The organism is Candidatus Nomurabacteria bacterium, assembly GCA_023898665.1.
Taxonomy (GTDB): domain Bacteria; phylum Patescibacteriota; class Saccharimonadia; order Saccharimonadales; family HK-STAS-PATE-42; genus HK-STAS-PATE-42.
This window is the reverse complement of the sequence record CP060233.1, coordinates 491,462-507,540: the sequence shown is the minus strand read 5'-3', so window position 1 is coordinate 507,540 and position 16,079 is coordinate 491,462. Positions and strand designations below refer to the sequence as shown.

At 35.9% G+C, this 16,079-nt stretch carries 16 protein-coding genes, 1 tRNA gene and 2 pseudogenes; 13 read left to right on the top strand and 6 right to left on the bottom strand.

Annotated elements, in window-relative coordinates:
* Positions 1–163 precede the first annotated feature (163 nt).
* Together H6799_02845 and H6799_02840 are read right to left on the bottom strand one after the other, a co-directional pair.
* Positions 164–538 (bottom strand): hypothetical protein, encoded by a 375-nt coding sequence (locus H6799_02845; GenBank protein ID USN97286.1) that lies wholly within the window; start codon positions 536–538, stop codon positions 164–166.
* A complete protein-coding gene (locus H6799_02840) occupies positions 529–1,251 on the bottom strand; it encodes a hypothetical protein (GenBank protein USN97285.1) in 723 nt (240 codons plus the stop codon). The genes H6799_02845 and H6799_02840 overlap by 10 nt, the downstream gene beginning before the upstream one ends.
* A 164-nt stretch (positions 1,252–1,415) precedes the next feature.
* Here H6799_02840 and H6799_02835 point away from each other — a divergent pair, with 164 nt between their 5' ends.
* The 4 genes from H6799_02835 to H6799_02820 all read left to right on the top strand — a co-directional run bounded on the left by H6799_02835 (position 1,416) and on the right by H6799_02820 (position 4,415).
* Entirely contained in the window at positions 1,416–1,865 is a 450-nt protein-coding gene (locus H6799_02835; protein USN97284.1) for a hypothetical protein, read from the top strand.
* A gap of 163 nt (positions 1,866–2,028) precedes the next feature.
* Complete coding sequence (locus H6799_02830) at positions 2,029–2,553, top strand: hypothetical protein (protein ID USN97283.1); 525 nt, start codon at positions 2,029–2,031, stop codon at positions 2,551–2,553.
* Between the two features lie 153 nt (positions 2,554–2,706).
* Positions 2,707–3,270: a hypothetical protein gene (locus tag H6799_02825; GenBank protein USN97282.1), complete on the top strand. Its 564-nt coding sequence runs from the start codon at positions 2,707–2,709 to the stop codon at positions 3,268–3,270.
* The gene (locus H6799_02820) at positions 3,192–4,415 is read left to right on the top strand and encodes a fibronectin type III domain-containing protein (protein ID USN97281.1); all 1,224 of its coding nucleotides are present in this window, start codon (positions 3,192–3,194) and stop codon (positions 4,413–4,415) included. The genes H6799_02825 and H6799_02820 overlap by 79 nt, the downstream gene beginning before the upstream one ends.
* Here H6799_02820 and H6799_02815 read toward each other — a convergent pair.
* Positions 4,412–5,074, bottom strand: coding sequence for a Crp/Fnr family transcriptional regulator (locus H6799_02815; GenBank protein ID USN97280.1), 663 nt, complete (start codon positions 5,072–5,074; stop codon positions 4,412–4,414). The two genes, H6799_02820 and H6799_02815, sit on opposite strands and share 4 nt — an antisense overlap.
* A gap of 121 nt (positions 5,075–5,195) precedes the next feature.
* Here H6799_02815 and H6799_02810 point away from each other — a divergent pair.
* The 3 genes and pseudogenes from H6799_02810 (at position 5,196) to H6799_02800 (ending at position 6,927) form a co-directional block, all read left to right on the top strand.
* A pseudogene (locus H6799_02810) lies at positions 5,196–5,773 on the top strand (DNA-3-methyladenine glycosylase).
* Between the two features lie 98 nt (positions 5,774–5,871).
* Positions 5,872–6,600, top strand: a complete 729-nt coding sequence (locus H6799_02805; GenBank protein ID USN97279.1) for a hypothetical protein — start codon at positions 5,872–5,874, stop codon at positions 6,598–6,600.
* 27 nt (positions 6,601–6,627) lie between these two features.
* Positions 6,628–6,927, top strand: a complete 300-nt coding sequence (locus tag H6799_02800) for a hypothetical protein (GenBank protein ID USN97278.1) — start codon at positions 6,628–6,630, stop codon at positions 6,925–6,927.
* Here H6799_02800 and H6799_02795 read toward each other — a convergent pair.
* Together H6799_02795 and H6799_02790 are read right to left on the bottom strand one after the other, a co-directional pair.
* A pseudogene (locus H6799_02795) lies at positions 6,924–7,278 on the bottom strand (DUF2200 domain-containing protein). The gene H6799_02800 and the pseudogene H6799_02795 sit on opposite strands and share 4 nt — an antisense overlap.
* Position 7,279: 1 nt before the next feature.
* The gene (locus H6799_02790) at positions 7,280–9,544 is read right to left on the bottom strand and encodes a PAS domain S-box protein (protein USN97277.1); all 2,265 of its coding nucleotides are present in this window, start codon (positions 9,542–9,544) and stop codon (positions 7,280–7,282) included.
* Positions 9,545–9,652: 108 nt separating this feature from the next.
* On the opposite strand from H6799_02790, the gene H6799_02785 reads away from it, so the two are divergent.
* The 5 genes from H6799_02785 (at position 9,653) to H6799_02765 (ending at position 12,997) form a co-directional block, all read left to right on the top strand.
* A tRNA-Met gene (locus H6799_02785) sits at positions 9,653–9,729 on the top strand.
* 113 nt (positions 9,730–9,842) lie between these two features.
* Complete coding sequence (locus H6799_02780; protein USN97276.1) at positions 9,843–10,211, top strand: hypothetical protein; 369 nt, start codon at positions 9,843–9,845, stop codon at positions 10,209–10,211.
* Between the two features lie 240 nt (positions 10,212–10,451).
* Positions 10,452–10,730 carry a hypothetical protein gene (locus tag H6799_02775; protein USN97275.1) on the top strand — a complete coding sequence of 93 codons (279 nt, stop codon included), beginning with the start codon at positions 10,452–10,454 and terminating at the stop codon, positions 10,728–10,730.
* 238 nt (positions 10,731–10,968) lie between these two features.
* On the top strand, positions 10,969–11,661 hold the full coding sequence (locus tag H6799_02770) for a hypothetical protein (protein ID USN97274.1): 693 nt from the start codon (positions 10,969–10,971) through the stop codon (positions 11,659–11,661).
* Between the two features lie 145 nt (positions 11,662–11,806).
* Entirely contained in the window at positions 11,807–12,997 is a 1,191-nt protein-coding gene (locus tag H6799_02765) for an MFS transporter (GenBank protein ID USN97273.1), read from the top strand.
* Positions 12,998–13,000: 3 nt separating this feature from the next.
* Here H6799_02765 and H6799_02760 read toward each other — a convergent pair whose 3' ends face one another.
* On the bottom strand, positions 13,001–14,254 hold the full coding sequence (locus tag H6799_02760) for a DUF4367 domain-containing protein (protein ID USN97272.1): 1,254 nt from the start codon (positions 14,252–14,254) through the stop codon (positions 13,001–13,003).
* A 108-nt stretch (positions 14,255–14,362) separates the two neighbouring features.
* Here H6799_02760 and H6799_02755 point away from each other — a divergent pair, with 108 nt between their 5' ends.
* Positions 14,363–15,913: a PEGA domain-containing protein gene (locus H6799_02755; GenBank protein USN97271.1), complete on the top strand. Its 1,551-nt coding sequence runs from the start codon at positions 14,363–14,365 to the stop codon at positions 15,911–15,913.
* Positions 15,914–16,079: the final 166 nt, after the last annotated feature.

Genomic DNA, 16,079 nt, shown 5'->3' with positions numbered 1-16,079 from the left:
AGGCTGTTTAATGTTCAAGGCCATAACGCTCAGCCAAAGCGGACACCACGTAGCTATTTTATTTTGATTAGTATCATGATGTCGTATTAACTAATTACATTGTTAATAGTCTCGTGGGCCATATTAGGAACAAGATATATAATGCAAGTTTATGCAGTAGTGATTAGTTGGAAAAAACTAGATCATCATATTCATCTGGTTCCAAGAGGTATTCTCTGGCTAAACTCTCTATAAACTCTATAACTTTACCACGTATACCCTGCTCTTCCGCACGCTCAAGAACGGCTGGAAGTATATCTTTTCTAAAAAAAATAGCTCCAGGAGAACCTCCATTACTAGGCTGGCGGAAGTACTTTAGGTTTAAACGGTTAAACTTTTCATTATCATCACCACAAAGAAGTCTCACAATTGTGCGTAGAGCTCTGGTTGCCATTTTACTTTCAGACCTTTCTAGTACTGCTCTAAAAAAAATATCATCAAAGTGGAAAAAGTCTGGAGATTCATCAATGGCTTCATCGACATAGGGAGCTATATACATACCATAGCTGGCCAAAAACCTACGTCAGCATAAGTATTCCTACCTCTTGCTTCGTCGTATGCGCGCTTGCCTTCAACCATAGCTGGCCAAAAACCTTGAGGAGTATAAAAAATTGGAAAGTAGTCTTTCTTAACCCTTGTTTCTATCCAGGCCTCAACGGTATCCATGTCAAGACCAGAATTAACAACATACGATACCCCTTTTGTTAAGAATCGTATAGGATACCCACTCTCTTTTATGAATGTAGCATCAGCAACTGCGTCTTTAAACCTCTTCTCATCTGACTTAAGCCATCGGCCATCTGGTGAAAGTGCTTCTAGGTAAAAGTTATTATTTTTAGTTGTGTGTGGAGGGTGGCCCATTAATCGGGATTGAATATCCGCTAGTATCTTCCAGTATGATTTAATATCAGTCTGGAGAAAAATATTTGGGTGCCGTCGTACCCATGTCTCATTAGCTATTTCCAGGTGCTCCTCACGGTCCATAATTGGTCGCAACGGTATAGTAGAGAAGTCAAGCTCGTCTCTATCTCCTTCTTTACTTACGGGCAGACCACTTAGACGTCCTCCAATAGCACTGACTAGAAATTCTCTTCGACGGAGAGCTACCTCACTAGTGATTCTCTCGCAATGCTCTTCAGAGAAGGCATAGCCAATAAACTCACTCATACCAGGATTTGCCCAACTTACCAACTGATCAACTGTATAGGCCATTACCCACTAGTATTATTACTTACATACCTATAAGCAAGCATAAGCAGTTTTATGTTAACGTAATATCTATTGTGAACTCTCTGGTTCTAATATTAAACTTTTGTGATAGAATCTAACCAGAAAATGTAAAATGCATATAATAATCAAAAACATATAACACGGTTATGGAAGCTTTACTATTTTTTTCTGTAATATTTCTGATTGGGCTATACTTTGCTACAACTTTTTGGTCACTACGCAGGATGCGCCCCATTATGGCTTACACAACTTTATCGCGTGATAGGTTGAAAGATATTTTTCGAAGTAGCATGACAAGGTGGGGCTGGAAAGTTATTGATCAATCTAATCCAATTATTGCTCAATCTTCTTTTCTTACAGGTAGGCAGGGTATAGCGATGACAATTAACGAAGCACCAGATGGACGCTTAAAGATTCGGATACAGCCCCGTAACTTAAAAACAAATTCTATACCTGATAACTTTGGTTATATTCCTCAGTTCTATTCAAGTACATTTACTATTGCTACCCGAATTAAATTTTTAAAGAATAAGATTTGTAATAACGACCCATCAATTACATTCTTTGATGGTGCAGATCAGGATCTTACTAAGTAAGCGTAAAGAGTAGATTGTTTAAGTCTTTTTGATAATAGCTTTTTATAATCCTATATATATTAGTCATATGTTTTCTAGCCTTAAGTAACTATAATTATTTATTAAAGTGTAATAATATTATAAGATAATTCTAAGGAAGAATTTTTAATAAAAGAATATATTTATGAATGATATTACAGGTAGCGAAACAACTCAACAACCTCAACAACAAAGTCTTGGTTATAAAATTAGTAGTGAAGCTACATGGTCAAATGGTACAGCAAACAACTGGAAAAAGGGAACTTTAGTCTGGTTGAGTAACGATATTATAGTCTTTAAAGATGAGTCGGGTACCGAGTTAACCTCGATAGGCATAGACAATATAAAACAAATTGAAAGCAGAATGAACCTATTAATTATAACTTCTACCACAGGAGAGTTTAACTACCTATTGGGAGGAACAGGTAACACAGTGGGCGCTGCAGGCATAATTGCTTCAATGTCAAGTGTTATCGGAACTAGGGTAACTGATAGCCTTATGAAAAAAAGTGGTATAACAGAGTGGATTAGTCTGGCTAGAAATTATCCTAATATATTAATTAAGTCTCGTAGTACTTCTAGTGATGCCAACAAAGTTTTAAAGTGGCTAGGTATAGCACTTGCAGTATTTATATTATTAAGCGTTGCTTCAGGTCTTATCAGTTCTTAAGAAGATGTATATTCCTGTAAACCACTTTATCTTTACTCACACTTATTGCCCACCCCCCCATAACATGTTAAAATCCTAACCATAAGCTTAATATATGTATGAATAATTATTCATACATATAAATAAGCCTAGATTTAGACTTAACTAAAAAACATGTATATATCTTTAAAAAAATCCATGCTTTCTAAAAAACTTAAACTTCTTTTTCTCACCGGATTTCTAATTCTCGGCTCTTTCCTCTCCCTAGCTCTATCTAGACAAAACAAGAATGTCTCTGCTCTTGATAATGACTTCTCAGATGGTATAACCGTAGACTCCACTCTAGATACTGCAGATGCAAACATTGGCGATGGAACCTGTGATGATGGAGATGGCAACTGTACCCTAAGAGCAGCTATTCAAGAAGCTAACTCAGATCCTGATGCCTCAACCATTCTCTTTAATATCTCAGGTACTCCAGACTTCACTAACAACTCTCAAAATGGCTACACCATCTCTCCTCAATCTGCACTACCTCAAATAACAGAAACCCTCACCATAGACGGCTACTCCCAACCAGGATCACAGGCTAATACTGCTATAGCTCCTAACCCCCTTAATGGTACGTTGTTGATTGAGTTGGAGGAATCGCCGGACAAATGGTCGGACCGTCCACTCTCACAGATTCATACTTTCAAGGAACGGTTGAAGGAGACTCAAAAGTTGGAGGAATCGTAGGAGAAATAGGCTCAGGTCCAACAGACCTCGCAAATACTTACTCCGAAGCCATAATAACAGCTAATTCATTATCCGGTGGCATTTCTGGTTCTGGCTCGCAGTATTACGGGACTGATAATTTTGCATCCTCATCTCTAACGGTAGGTCAAGAGGTCGAACCTTGGGACTTCGATGAAATTTGGTATATAAGACCCGGCAACTTTCCAGGCTTAAGACCAGTTGAACTCCCAACATTAATATGCGAGGCTCCAAACTCAACTGATAACTCAATTTCCGGATCCTGTACCTCAACTAGAACGCTGGAAGGTGGCACTGTCTGGGAACTTCAATATAAAGCTGTTCAATCAGACCAATGGCTAAACTTAAGTTCGCAGAATGGAACAGAATTTGACGTAACCATCAATGGCTTATTAGAGGGTACCGATTACCAAATTAGGTTCAGATATGTTGATAATATTGGAACGAGCCCATGGGGAGTAGTAGAGGCAACTACTACTGGTGATTCTGACCTCGATGGTGACGGAACGGCAAATATTACAGAAGCCCTTTCTCCTAATGATGGTGATGCAAACGATGATGGAACTCCAGATTACCAACAATCAAACGTTATAACCTATATTAATCCTCTGACAAATGATTACGCAGTCTTCGAGGCTGCAAACTGCACAAGCATCGCTGGGTTCCAAGTTGGCTCAGAGTCTTCAGAAAAAGCAGATTCTCAATATACTTATCCAATGGGCTTAGCTTCATTCCATATAACTTGTGACGAGCCAGGTACGACAGCTACAATCAGACATTATTTTTATGGCGTTGAAGGCTCCGAAACTTACACTTTAAGAAAATGGATGCCAGACGGTTCTTATAAAGCCTTTTTAGATTACAATCTCTTAGGTCTACCTCTTGAGGAGCAAACCGTCTTCTTCGTTCAGTATCAAATCACAGATGGTGGTGAGTTCGATGACGACGGAACAGCAGATGGTGTTGTTCGTGACCCTTCTGGTCTAGCCCAACTAGACAACATTCAAACTCTTGAGTCTAATGAACTGGCAAGTACAGGATCCAGTAGCTTGATATATTTATTCTTCAGCCTAGCTTTAATTATCTACGGAGTTAAGTTGGGTAGAAAAACTTTAAACTTTGTTTAAGGGTCAATTATATCTTTTAGCTTTTTTGTATCAATAGTGTAGTACTTTCCTTTATAAGAGATTGCACTTTGGTCTGATAGCTTTTTTAATGTAAGACTAATAGTTTCTCTAGTTAAACCAATAAAATTTGATAGTTCTTTATGAGAAAGAGGCAACTCAATCTTAACAGACTTACTATTTAATTGAGTGCCAAATCTTTCGCATAAATATAAAAGTGTTAAAACTATTTTATCAAGCGCTTTTTTCTGCTCTAAAGCATACACACGAGTTTGCATTGACACAAACCTTTTAGCAAGCCCCTCGTACATCTCATAACCAATTCTTGGATTATCAGCAATATATTCTAAAAAATCTTTCCTTTCAAGAATGTATACCTCCACATCTGTAAATGCTTCATAGAAATAAAGAGTATTTTTGTGAATGCCTAGCCCAACACCTATTGGAAATACTTCCGTTATAGTGTCTAAGGCTACCTGTTGCTCTTCACCCTCATTATCTATGTCGTAAACTTTTACGATCCCAGATTTAATAATACAAATTTTTTTTGTATTTTCGTTTTTTAAAAAAATAATCTCACCTTTTTTATATTTATGTGCACTACATTTTTTTAAAAAATCATGCCACTCATCAATATGCTGTGTGTTTTCGTATATGTTCATTATGCTTTAAAATTAAGTAAGAGTTGAGTGATTGTACTTATATATTGTAATACTATAGTAATCTATTACTTTATAAAATAAAAGTATAGTGTAAAATTAAACTCTCTTAAGCATTGAGATTATGAGTGATAACCTAGATAGAATTCTACAAATACCTGCACCAGAAGCTGCAAAACTTCTACTGGGGTCATTTATAGAGAGAGAATTCAATGATGGTACAAAATGTACGGTGAAGATTGTTGAGACAGAAGCATATGATCAATCGGATGCGCTAGTCATAGTTACAAGGGAATAACTAGACGAAACGAGGTTATGTTTGGGCCTCCAGGAAGATTATACGTTTATTTTACATATGGGATGCATTATTGCTGTAATGTCGTGGTGGAGAAAAAAGGTTATGGGGCTGCAGTTTTAATAAGATCAGTTGAACCTATAGATAATGAATCTATTAAAATACTTCAAAAAAATCGAAAGGCTAAGTCGGATAGAGACTTAACTAATGGACCCGCCAAACTTTGCCAGGCCTTAGAAATTGATAATAGACTAAATGGTCACAACTTAAATCAATTACCACTCCGCTTAATCATAGATAATATAGACAGTAAATTAATATGCTCTTCAAAAAGAATTGGCATAAGCAAAGAAAAAGAAAAAACTTGGCGTTTCTACCTTAAAAATAGCAAATCTATTTCAGTTTAATAAGAATTTGAATGAATGTTAGCTTTCTTACAGAACATATAGACTTAATGTTGTTTACTAGCAGCCAGGTGGACTAAATTAATTAAGGAGATTAAATTATGTCAAGTTTTGATCTAGGCCAATCTATAGAAAATGGTTTTACAAAATTATTTGAGTACCTACCTCAAGTAATCGGCGCGCTACTTTTACTAATCGTAGGATATGTAATAGCTAAGATCCTACAAAGGGTTACAAGAAAGGCTCTAACTAAACTAAGGTTTGATCACACTATCTCGGCGTCACCAGTAGGAAGCACCGTACATCGAGTTATCGACCGACCAACAAGATTTGTTAGTAAGACTGCCTTTTGGCTGGTAATGCTAGGATTTGTGTCATTCGCAGTATCGACATTAAATGTACCGGCATTAACGACAATAGTATCCGGGATCTATAGCTACGTACCAGATGTTGTCGCTGCAATGGCAATCTTCTTAGTAGCCAGCACTATATCAGCGGCCTCTGCTAAATTTATAAAAAGAGTACTCGGTAATACACCTACTTCTAATATATTGCGTACCGTTTCACCATCAATTGTAATGAGTATTGCCGTCTTTATGATACTTAATCAGTTAGGTATAGCTAGAGACATAGTAAATATAACTTACGTAGCGATCATGGGTTCACTATCGTTAGGGCTCGCATTAAGCTTTGGTCTAGGCGGTAGAGATCTTGCTAGCCGAATTTTGGAGGATGCATATAGATCAGGTAAAGAAAAGCTATCAATTAATGATTTAAAGGGCGGTGTTCGAGAGCTAAAAAACGAAGCAAAATCAAAAGCAAGTCGTTAAATACTTTAATTACACAGAATAAGTTTAATGCAACCAGAGACCATTGACGAGTTATTAATAGCCTGGAGAAGTGACCTAGCTAATTTTGATATGGATAACCCCGAAAACACTGCTGGCGTTCTCTTGGCTCGTCTGGTTGACAATGACCATTGTAAAGAATGGTCAAAACATTATCCAACATTACAGAAGATCTCTGACTTATTAATAGATATAGAGGGTGTACCAAGTAGCTACGACGAAGTAGATCATAAGATCAAGGAGCACCATCGATTATTCGACGAAGTCGAAGATTTAATATCAGATCTAGAAGACGAAATCGTCGCCTAACTTCTTAAAATACTTTCTAACTTTTTTCCTCTGGCTAATTCATCAATTAGTTTATCTAAATACCTAACTTCTTGCATCAACGGCTCTTTTATATCTTCAACCCGAATCCCACAAATTAGTCCTGTTATTAGTCTTCGATTAGGGTTCAATTCTGGGGCTTTCTAAAAAATCCTCAAATGATTTGTTGTTCTCACTTATTAAATTATCGATATCATTATTAGAGTAGCCTGTTAGCCAGGATATTACTTGATTAACTTCCTCTTTATCTCATCCTTTTTTATTTGCTTTAGAAACATATAGAGGGTATATATCACCAAATTTCGTTTTATAGACTTTATCCAGATCTGCCATACTATTTTTTTGCAACTCCCAGTGTTAAAGAAAAAACACTCCCCTTATTACTGGATTTCTCTAGTACAAGCTCTCCGCCATTTCTCTCGGCTAAAGCTTTGGCTATATATAAACCTAGTCCAGCACCACCAACTTCTCTTTTTAAGCTATTATCTAGTCTAATAAACTTTCTAAATAAACGCTTTTCTTCAGATTTACTTATCCCTTTTCCTGAGTCAGCAACTTCAACTATAGCATTGTTATTCCTAACTCTTAAGCTTATATCAACTGAGCCTTCTTTTGTAAACTTAATAGCATTATCAACTAACTTTAGGATACACTCTTTAATCTCATCTCTATCACCGATGACTTGAACCTTTTGCCCAATACTTTTAAAGCTAATATTAAGTCTCTTCTCTTTGGCAAGTGGTTCAAGATGTTCGATAACCTCTTTTACGGCATCTTTTAGTGTAAATTTTGTCTCAAACTTAGGCTTAGGCCGTCCCTCATTTTCTATATCCGAAACAATCAATATATCATTGAATAAAGAAGATATCTGATTCGATGCCCTATACGCACTACCGATTAAAGGCTTAAGTACTGGATCGATCTTCTCTTCTAAGTCTAAAACATTAGACAAGTTACCCTGAATCACACTAAGTGGAGTTCTTATTTCATGTGACGCAGTTACAACAAATTCATTTCTTTCTCTTTCTGCGGCTTTTTGATCGGTGATATCTTCAATTAAAATAACTCTACCTAAAGTTTTTCCTTCACTAACAATAGGAGAAATTATAATATGTAAGAATCTGTTACCACGAACCACCTCAGGGATATCAATTATATTGCCTTTTGATAGTTTATTAAGTAATCTTTTTTCTACTCCCATTTCTTCCAAAGCGTCCTGTATATACCATAAGTTATTTTCTCTTGTTCTAAATAAACTACGAGCAACTTCGTTTTGCTCAATAATCTTCATGTGTTCATCGAGCATAATAAATCCGATAGGGAGTCCAGAGATTGATGCTTCAAGCTTGGCATGCTCTTCGTATAGCTGCTTAGTCCTCTCCTGTACTTGTTTCTCTACCCTTTGTTCTTGCTCGGCTAGCTGACTATATGCTTTCTGTAGCTCTGATAAGTCAGACAGTACAAATACATAACCGGCGCTTCCTTTTTTATCGTCCAAAACACTATTTACCGATAAATCAATCGGCGTAATACTACCTGTATGTTTTGCAATTACATTTAATTCAGAAAATCTTTTTTTAGACTTGATTAGCTTATTGTTGTTAATAAAATATTTTATCTTTTTAAAGTGATCTTCAGCGACAAAATCCTTTAAATATGCTTGCTCAGATTCTTTTTGCGGATTATAGTTTAAAAGTTTTATTGCACTGTAGTTCATATAATGGATCTCAAAAGAGTTGTTGGTGACAATGACTGATTCTGACATTGTCTCTAAGATATTATTGGCAATACGAGTAGGGTTAATTGTAAAGAGTTGGTATTTATTAAGACCATAGACAATAAAAATCGCCATAACAGTCATATATAAACTATCAATTGGAATCCATGGCCAAGCAAATAGCGCAGGTATTAAATTAGTAGCAGATATGCCAATTGTCGGCACAACAATACTTAATAAGAATATTTTTGCTTGTTTCTTCTGCTCAGAAACTTTTTGCGATCTGTAGTATCTGTACACCGCCACAGCGCTCATATAAATAATTATTTGTGTGAGAATAATGTATGGAATGCCAGCATGACCAAGTTTAATTTCGTACCCCCAGAATCTTTGCGCTAAAGAATTAGGATCACGAATAAATATGTAATTTGTAGACAATGCTATAACTAAATAAAAAAAGGAATTTGCTAGTAAAAGTATCCTAGAGCCTATTAAGTTCTCTGTCTTATCGGATATAGTGTCTTTGATAAATATATAAAAGGCGGGAGCTCCTACAACAGCGGGTATTACTACAAAGTTTCTTGCAAATAGTCCTGTTTCAGGGTTGTTAGCAGAAAAAGCTAAAATATCAGCAATTGACCAGAAAATTACCGAAATAATAAATATACAAAACCACAGTATCGATTTGACCTGACTTCTCCTTCTTGCAATTTTAAATAATAAGTAAGAATTAACAAAAGCCGAAGCTAGCGGAATTAAACTTAAGTAAGAGAACTTGAATGAAAGTTCACCTTTATTTGATAAAACAGTTAGTAAAAGAGCAGCAGTAAATAATACTGTTGTTGTAGGGACTATCCATAATCTTTCTTTGACTGGTTTCATCTATACATACTTTACTATTATCATAAGCTTAATACTCGTTATTAAACAAGTTCTAACTTAAAATTAGTAAATAAAATTGATATAATTACTGAGTAGATATAAAGGTATGGCGGTGTAGCTCAGTTGGTTAGAGCGCAGGACTCATAAGCCTGAGGTCACTGGTTCAATTCCAGTCACCGCTACCATTACGTTTAAGATTGTCAACCTCTCTGAAAGCAGAGGTTTTGTTATTGCTTAAGCTTGCATCCCCCTAAAGAAGCTGAGAGAATAATATCAATTAAAATAATAAAAAACTTATATGGCAATTGATTCACCAAAAGAATACTTAAAAACACCAAGGCGTGCAACTTCAGTTGAGGATGGAGTTTCTGAAATAGCCGAACGTCTTTTAGGGGAACTTCCAGAACAATGCAGAGGCTGCAATCTTGCTGAAGCTTTAGGTTGTACTATAGTAGCAGGTGAGTGGTGGCTACCTCAAACACCTAGGGCGGCACGTTTTAGTATAAGTACTGAGTATGGTGGCTATACTCTAGCTCGAGAAGCAGAATACGCATTAAGAACAGTAGTTAAATCAGCTAATGAAAGCGATAATCCTGGTCCAAAAGGTGATGGAACAGTTTGCTGTATCGATACAAGGGACATTCAATCTGCAAGGTATACAGACTAGTCAGTTCAATTCCACTCATTTAGTAACTTCTACTGTTAGCAACCCTAGCCCACACTACTAATTCAGATATAGCTATCAGCTCATCTCTAAGTAGGTTCCAACTTTTACCGACGAGAGCTACCATTATGCCTAAGCTTTAACCTCTGTGTAATTAGAGGCTTTGTTATTGCTTAAGCTTGCTTTTGCGTGACTTTGGTTTATTATTATTCCTATCAACTAAATTAAAAGGAGATTCACTGTATGGGAGAGTTAAAAGGTGGCTATGGTCAAGATATTGAAAAGATAGGTTGTGATGCAATTGGAGGAGCTGATGTTATAGAGACCAGTGAAGAGGGTGAGCTAACGCAAGGTAGAGTTGGGATGGCGTTTCAGGTTAATAATAAAGAAAAAATTATTCCTCATGCACCTGAGGGTTGCCCCCTCGTTAAGGCTAAAGAGCTAAGGCAAATAGGAGACTTTACCGCATGTGCATCATGTACATACGCCACTCTTGTATCTGATGGTATGATTGAGTGCTAGGCTGCTTCCATCAAAGCCCCTTATACTCTAAACTGTTAAGCTATTCCTATAGTCTTTAACAATACCAGCCATACTAACCAGTTCTTTCTTAATCTGAATCCAACAACTCCACTCCAAGGCTACCATAAGCCCTTTAACTTCTGTGAAAAAAAGAGGCTTCTTATTGCTTAAGCTTGAATCTTAACTAGATTCCTGGGATAGTTAAACTATATAGGGTAAGAATTTAGGGGGTAAAATTATGCCAGTAAAATCATTAAGCACTGCACCTACTTTTAAAGAAAGAGTTGCGGAAGAATATGCGGAGATGGTAAGGCTTAGAAATCACTATGGTCAAGGCCTATGTAGAGAAGGGACCGATAATGTATTTGAGTCTAGTGACGTAGGAACCCCTTGGTTTGCAGGATGGCTACCACATCACAATAAAGCATATATACAGAGCCTGCTTGGCTCGGTGGGTACTAGGTTTAGGTTAGGTACAACAGAGCCTGCTAGATACGGACGCTTAATATATCGCAGCCAGCCAGTAACTTCAGTGCATGAAAAATCTCGCGGTGGTGGTGTTGATATGTATTCAAAACCTGTCGTAGTAGCTAGAGAAGTGGATGGAACTCCCGAAATAGGTGTGGGTGTGAGCCTAAGAAAGGCTTTTTTAAGGTGGGTAGATCCCGACACACTTGGCAAATTACCATATCGTACGTATGACGAGAGAAGTAGCGAACGACTAGGTGTGGTTGCCGTTACTATAGCACCCTCTAGTGACACCATAACTACCCTCAGAGTTAGAACTATTGCAGGTGATGGGTATGATCTTTTTGATGAAAAAGCTGGTGGAAGGGTCGCTACATCATACACTGCTGACAATAAAAGGGCAGATGCTATTCTTGCAGCCTTCCATGATGCATATTGGGATTCGGTGATTGAGCCAATATAATTCAGGCTACCATCCCACTAGCTCCTCTCTAACCTGGTTCCATTTCGACTCTACTTCAGCTACCAATGCACTTAATATCATCAACATCTGGGAGGACAGGGGCTTTGTTATACTAATATTCAGATCTAGAATTTAATAATAACTGATGGCATCAGGATATAAAGAGTTATATAGACATAAAGCAATTCCAGAACTTATCTCCTCTCGGGTTATGGAGAATTTTGGCTTTGCTTTAGTCTCGGGTGTTTGGTCTATTCTTTTTTACAAACAAGGGTTAAGTGATGGCCAAATCGGTATTCTAAAGGGAGGAGCAGTAATTATTACTTTAATAACTTCAATGATGATCCCCAGAATTTTAGAAAAATATGACGAGTCAAAAATATTTCCTTTATGTATCTTTACCGCAGGGGCACTAACATTATTAGCAGGACTACCAGTCATAACTATAATTACAGGAGTATTTCTAGTAACTCGTGTGCTCAACAATCTAAAATCAAGTGCTTTTTCTGTAATGTTTAGGGATAGCTTTAGAAGAGTTAGTGTATACACATTGGCTCAAGGTACTTTAAGTGGGTTAATAGCATTTGCATGGATGATCGGGCCAGTTATGGGAGGCTTAATTATGGATAAATTTACTTCAGAAGCAGCAATGTATACAAGTGGGCTGATACTAATTATTGCTTCAGTCGTCGCCTATATTGAGAGAGTCCCTCATATCACAGAAGAGGTTCATTCGAGTTTGAATATAATACAAAATATAAAATATTTTACAAGGATTAAGGGTTTAAAAGTAGCCTATATAATTAGGTCCGGTCAGGATGTATGGTGGTCATTCATTTTTACTTTTTTACCACTTTATATGCTTCAACAGAACTATTCTCTATTTCAGATTGGCACCGCATTAGGCCTAACCCAACTACCATTGGTTTTGGGAGAATTTAGCACGCTTAAAAGCTTAAGATATTTATCGTTTAAAAGTATATTTAGTAGCTGTTTCTTTACTCTTTTAGTACTAACTATTATTGCTTATTTCGTAAATTCTCCAACTGTTGTTATAGCTCTCCTAATTTTCGGTTCAATTCCGTTAGCTTTCCTGGATCCGTTAGGTGACGTATTCTTCTTCAGTTTAACTGACAAAGATGAAGAAGAGCGTGCTTATCCAATATTTATAACAGCAACTTCATTTGGAGAAGGAATATTTACATTAGTGCTCGGCTTAATATTAACTGGAATAGCTTTTCAGTATAGCTTCTTAGTCGTAGCAGTATTTATGTTAATCTTATTGCTAACATCACTTAGAATTACAAAAGTTAAACCAGAAAGAACATTAGAATAAAATCTACATACTCCCAGCTATTCTAACCATTTCTTCTGTGTCGATATTAGAACCATCAAGTTGTATCTCATAAACCTTGCCCTGGTTTACCCAAGTTGCTTTATCATCGTAAACATAAATTGTTAAGCCTCTATCCGTAAAAGCACTATATTCTTTAGTTTCTTTAAGTATTTTATTTTCTAAAAGAGCTTTTGAGTCCCAATCACTTACTTTTTGAGACACATTGTATGCATCACCATCACTCTTCTTAAAACTTAATTCGACTTTTCCAGTTTCTACTTCAATTGAGTTAGAGAGCTTGTATCCCTCCGGTGTATAACTCGGTTCTGAGACTGCTACTCCAGATTTATTCTCAGCCACTTTAATATTAATCGAAGGTATATTCAGATACATTACATATGTACCCACAATAAATAATGCAATTACAGGCAGTATAAACCTCATAGGTCGATAAGAAAGAGCTTTTTTGACTCTTCCAGGTCCTAGGTCATATTGATCTACTCCGCCTAACATAGATTTTCTCCTTTTTACATTGTAAACTTTTTTGCCATTGTTTGTCTGTAGCCCTTTGTCAAAAATTTCAATATCACCATCTAGACTTCGCTCAAAGAGTGATTTTTTTTCAATTTGATTTTGCAGTGAAGTTTTATGTTGTTCGAGCATGTATCTATTGAACTGGTTAGCTCTATTAAGTCCAGCAAGCGCAACATTAGATGTACTTACAGAAGGGTTGACAATTGACTCGTTAACCAAAGTCTTTGCTGGCTCAGTTTCAGCACCGTTAGATTGGTTAGCGGATGGCTCAACACTAAAGGAAGTTGAAAAACTTGAGTTCTTCTTGAATCCGTCCATACCTCCTAAGCTTAATTTATTTGAAGGTTTGAAAGAATTAAACTTTAAATTTTTAGGTGGTTTTTTTGGAGCTACAACATTGCTCGAAGCACTAGAAGTTGATTTAGGTTTTTTATCTTCTCTTAAGACTTTGTGAAGCAGTTTAGAACTATCTGGGCTAAAATCTACAACGTTAACTGGACGAGGGTCGTAGGATACTGATTTAGGTGTACTTGAGTTGATAGAAGATGCTGTATTACTCTCTTTAGTCGATATCCCCACTTTTTTCTTTTCTGGAGAGTTATCAAGATCTAGAGTTTCTGCCTCCACCGCCATTAAGTCAGCCTCGATCTGACTAATGTCAAAATTATTTAAATTATTCTTTGCTCTCCTTTTTTTGTTTGCTGTAGGAGTTGATTGAGGCATTTATATGTTCACTTTATATATTACTCTTATGTTTTTAAGTTTAACAGAAGCCATATTAAAAATAATCATCACATTTCTTAGTTATTTTTGCTAAAATCTAAGTACTAGATGGCAAAAAAAATATCAAAAACAAAAAAGCCGCGAAAAAACTCCTATCACAAGGTGACTTATGCTCATGAGCCTCGTGCAAAATTTATAAAAAGAGTCACATTATATACTTTTTTTACAGCACTAACTATTTTTTTGAGCGTATTAATCTTTTACCGAGCAAAAGGTTATACATTTACAAAAAATGGCAGAGTAGAAAAACGAGGTATCCTTTTAATCAATTCTGCGCCCATATCTTCAAAAATTTACATTGACGGTAAAGACATCGGTAAAAAAACAGATTATAAACTAGAGATTGATGAAGGGAGCCACAACTTAAGACTAGAGGCTAACGGTTACAGAACGTGGGAAAAAAACTTTAGCATAAAAGCAGAAGAAGTCGAGTGGTTTTATTATCCATATTTAATTCCTAATAGTTTAGTCTCTAAAGACATTCTCACAAACATACCTAAAAAGACTTATTCAAGTTTAAACTCTGACTCAAAAGTAATAGCCGTATCCAAAAGTGGTCTAAGCTTAGCTCAATCTTACATATTTGAGGAGCTAAACTTAAAAGAGGATGATCCTGCAAACATAAGTAATACCATTATAGTCCCAAGTCAAATCTTTACTCGACAAGCTGACGGGAGCTTGGGTGACATTAAATTCGATAAGTGGAGCCCCAATGGTGACTCTATATTTTTAGAGCACACTTTTGATGATAATAAAGAACTAATAAATCTAAGAGTTGATGCTCCAGCAGAATCTACTAATCTAACTAATTCTGTAGGAGTAGGAATAAATCAGTACAGATACGACGACAAATCAAAGCTTTACTTAAATAAAAATGGTGAACTAGCAATTTACAACCCTGTAAGTTTAGTTAAAGAGCAGATTATTGATATAGAAGTTTTAGATTTTAACAATTTTAGAAATAGTAAATATGTTTACTCTAAAACAAGTAAAGATGCTGAGAAGCCAGGCATTCAAGTATTAATCAAAGATGATCAAAACTCCCCAAAACTAGTTAACACTCTTTTTGTTGGTAATCCGAAAGATCTAGACTTTCAGTATACGGCTAATAGGAGAGACTATTATCTATCAATATCAAATTTATACAATAAAGAACTTATCATTTATAAAAACCCATTAGACTCTATGGATGATAATACAAAAGTATCGAATCCACTTTTCCTTTCTACGTTTGAGAGTATGAAGTCAAATCAAATTAAAGAAAGCATTCAAGGTTCGCCACAGCCTGGTACATATATCGCTATACATTTATCAGAAAACACACTTTTTATATACAACTTCGAAAAAGAGTCATCGCAAACTTTCACATTAAATAATTTGAAAATAAATGATTTCTCATGGATAGATTCAGAACACTTACAACTTAAAACAACTGATGAAAAAATCTTCTATATAGATTATGACGGAAATTATTTGAACGAGATAACATCAACAAGTCAAGTCTTTAGTTACTTTATAAAGAGTAAAAATAAAACCATTACAATAAATGAAGTACAGCCAGGTTTAGATAAAATATCTGAAATTAAATTTAAAGATTAAGATATGAATTTTAAAAAAACTATTAAACAACCAATAAACTTTAATCAAAGTAAGAATTTGATAAATGCAAGTTATCTAGCCGTTATTTCGGTAACACTACTCGGGTGGAATGAGGTCTATAAGGGTAACCTTAGTGGATTTTCTATACCAAGCTTGCTTGCATTAC

Bases quoted from the DNA above. Each gene is read 5' to 3' on its own strand.
- H6799_02845 (USN97286.1), bottom strand. From the start codon at position 538: ATGTATATAGCTCCCTATGTCGATGAAGCCATTGATGAATCTCCAGAC.
- H6799_02840 (USN97285.1), bottom strand. From the start codon at position 1,251: ATGGCCTATACAGTTGATCAGTTGGTAAGTTGGGCAAATCCTGGTATG.
- H6799_02835 (USN97284.1), top strand. From the start codon at position 1,416: ATGGAAGCTTTACTATTTTTTTCTGTAATATTTCTGATTGGGCTATAC.
- H6799_02830 (USN97283.1), top strand. From the start codon at position 2,029: ATGAATGATATTACAGGTAGCGAAACAACTCAACAACCTCAACAACAA.
- H6799_02825 (USN97282.1), top strand. From the start codon at position 2,707: ATGTATATATCTTTAAAAAAATCCATGCTTTCTAAAAAACTTAAACTT.
- H6799_02820 (USN97281.1), top strand. From the start codon at position 3,192: ATGGTCGGACCGTCCACTCTCACAGATTCATACTTTCAAGGAACGGTT.
- H6799_02815 (USN97280.1), bottom strand. From the start codon at position 5,074: ATGAACATATACGAAAACACACAGCATATTGATGAGTGGCATGATTTT.
- H6799_02805 (USN97279.1), top strand. From the start codon at position 5,872: ATGTCAAGTTTTGATCTAGGCCAATCTATAGAAAATGGTTTTACAAAA.
- H6799_02800 (USN97278.1), top strand. From the start codon at position 6,628: ATGCAACCAGAGACCATTGACGAGTTATTAATAGCCTGGAGAAGTGAC.
- H6799_02790 (USN97277.1), bottom strand. From the start codon at position 9,544: ATGAAACCAGTCAAAGAAAGATTATGGATAGTCCCTACAACAACAGTA.
- H6799_02780 (USN97276.1), top strand. From the start codon at position 9,843: ATGGCAATTGATTCACCAAAAGAATACTTAAAAACACCAAGGCGTGCA.
- H6799_02775 (USN97275.1), top strand. From the start codon at position 10,452: ATGGGAGAGTTAAAAGGTGGCTATGGTCAAGATATTGAAAAGATAGGT.
- H6799_02770 (USN97274.1), top strand. From the start codon at position 10,969: ATGCCAGTAAAATCATTAAGCACTGCACCTACTTTTAAAGAAAGAGTT.
- H6799_02765 (USN97273.1), top strand. From the start codon at position 11,807: ATGGCATCAGGATATAAAGAGTTATATAGACATAAAGCAATTCCAGAA.
- H6799_02760 (USN97272.1), bottom strand. From the start codon at position 14,254: ATGCCTCAATCAACTCCTACAGCAAACAAAAAAAGGAGAGCAAAGAAT.
- H6799_02755 (USN97271.1), top strand. From the start codon at position 14,363: ATGGCAAAAAAAATATCAAAAACAAAAAAGCCGCGAAAAAACTCCTAT.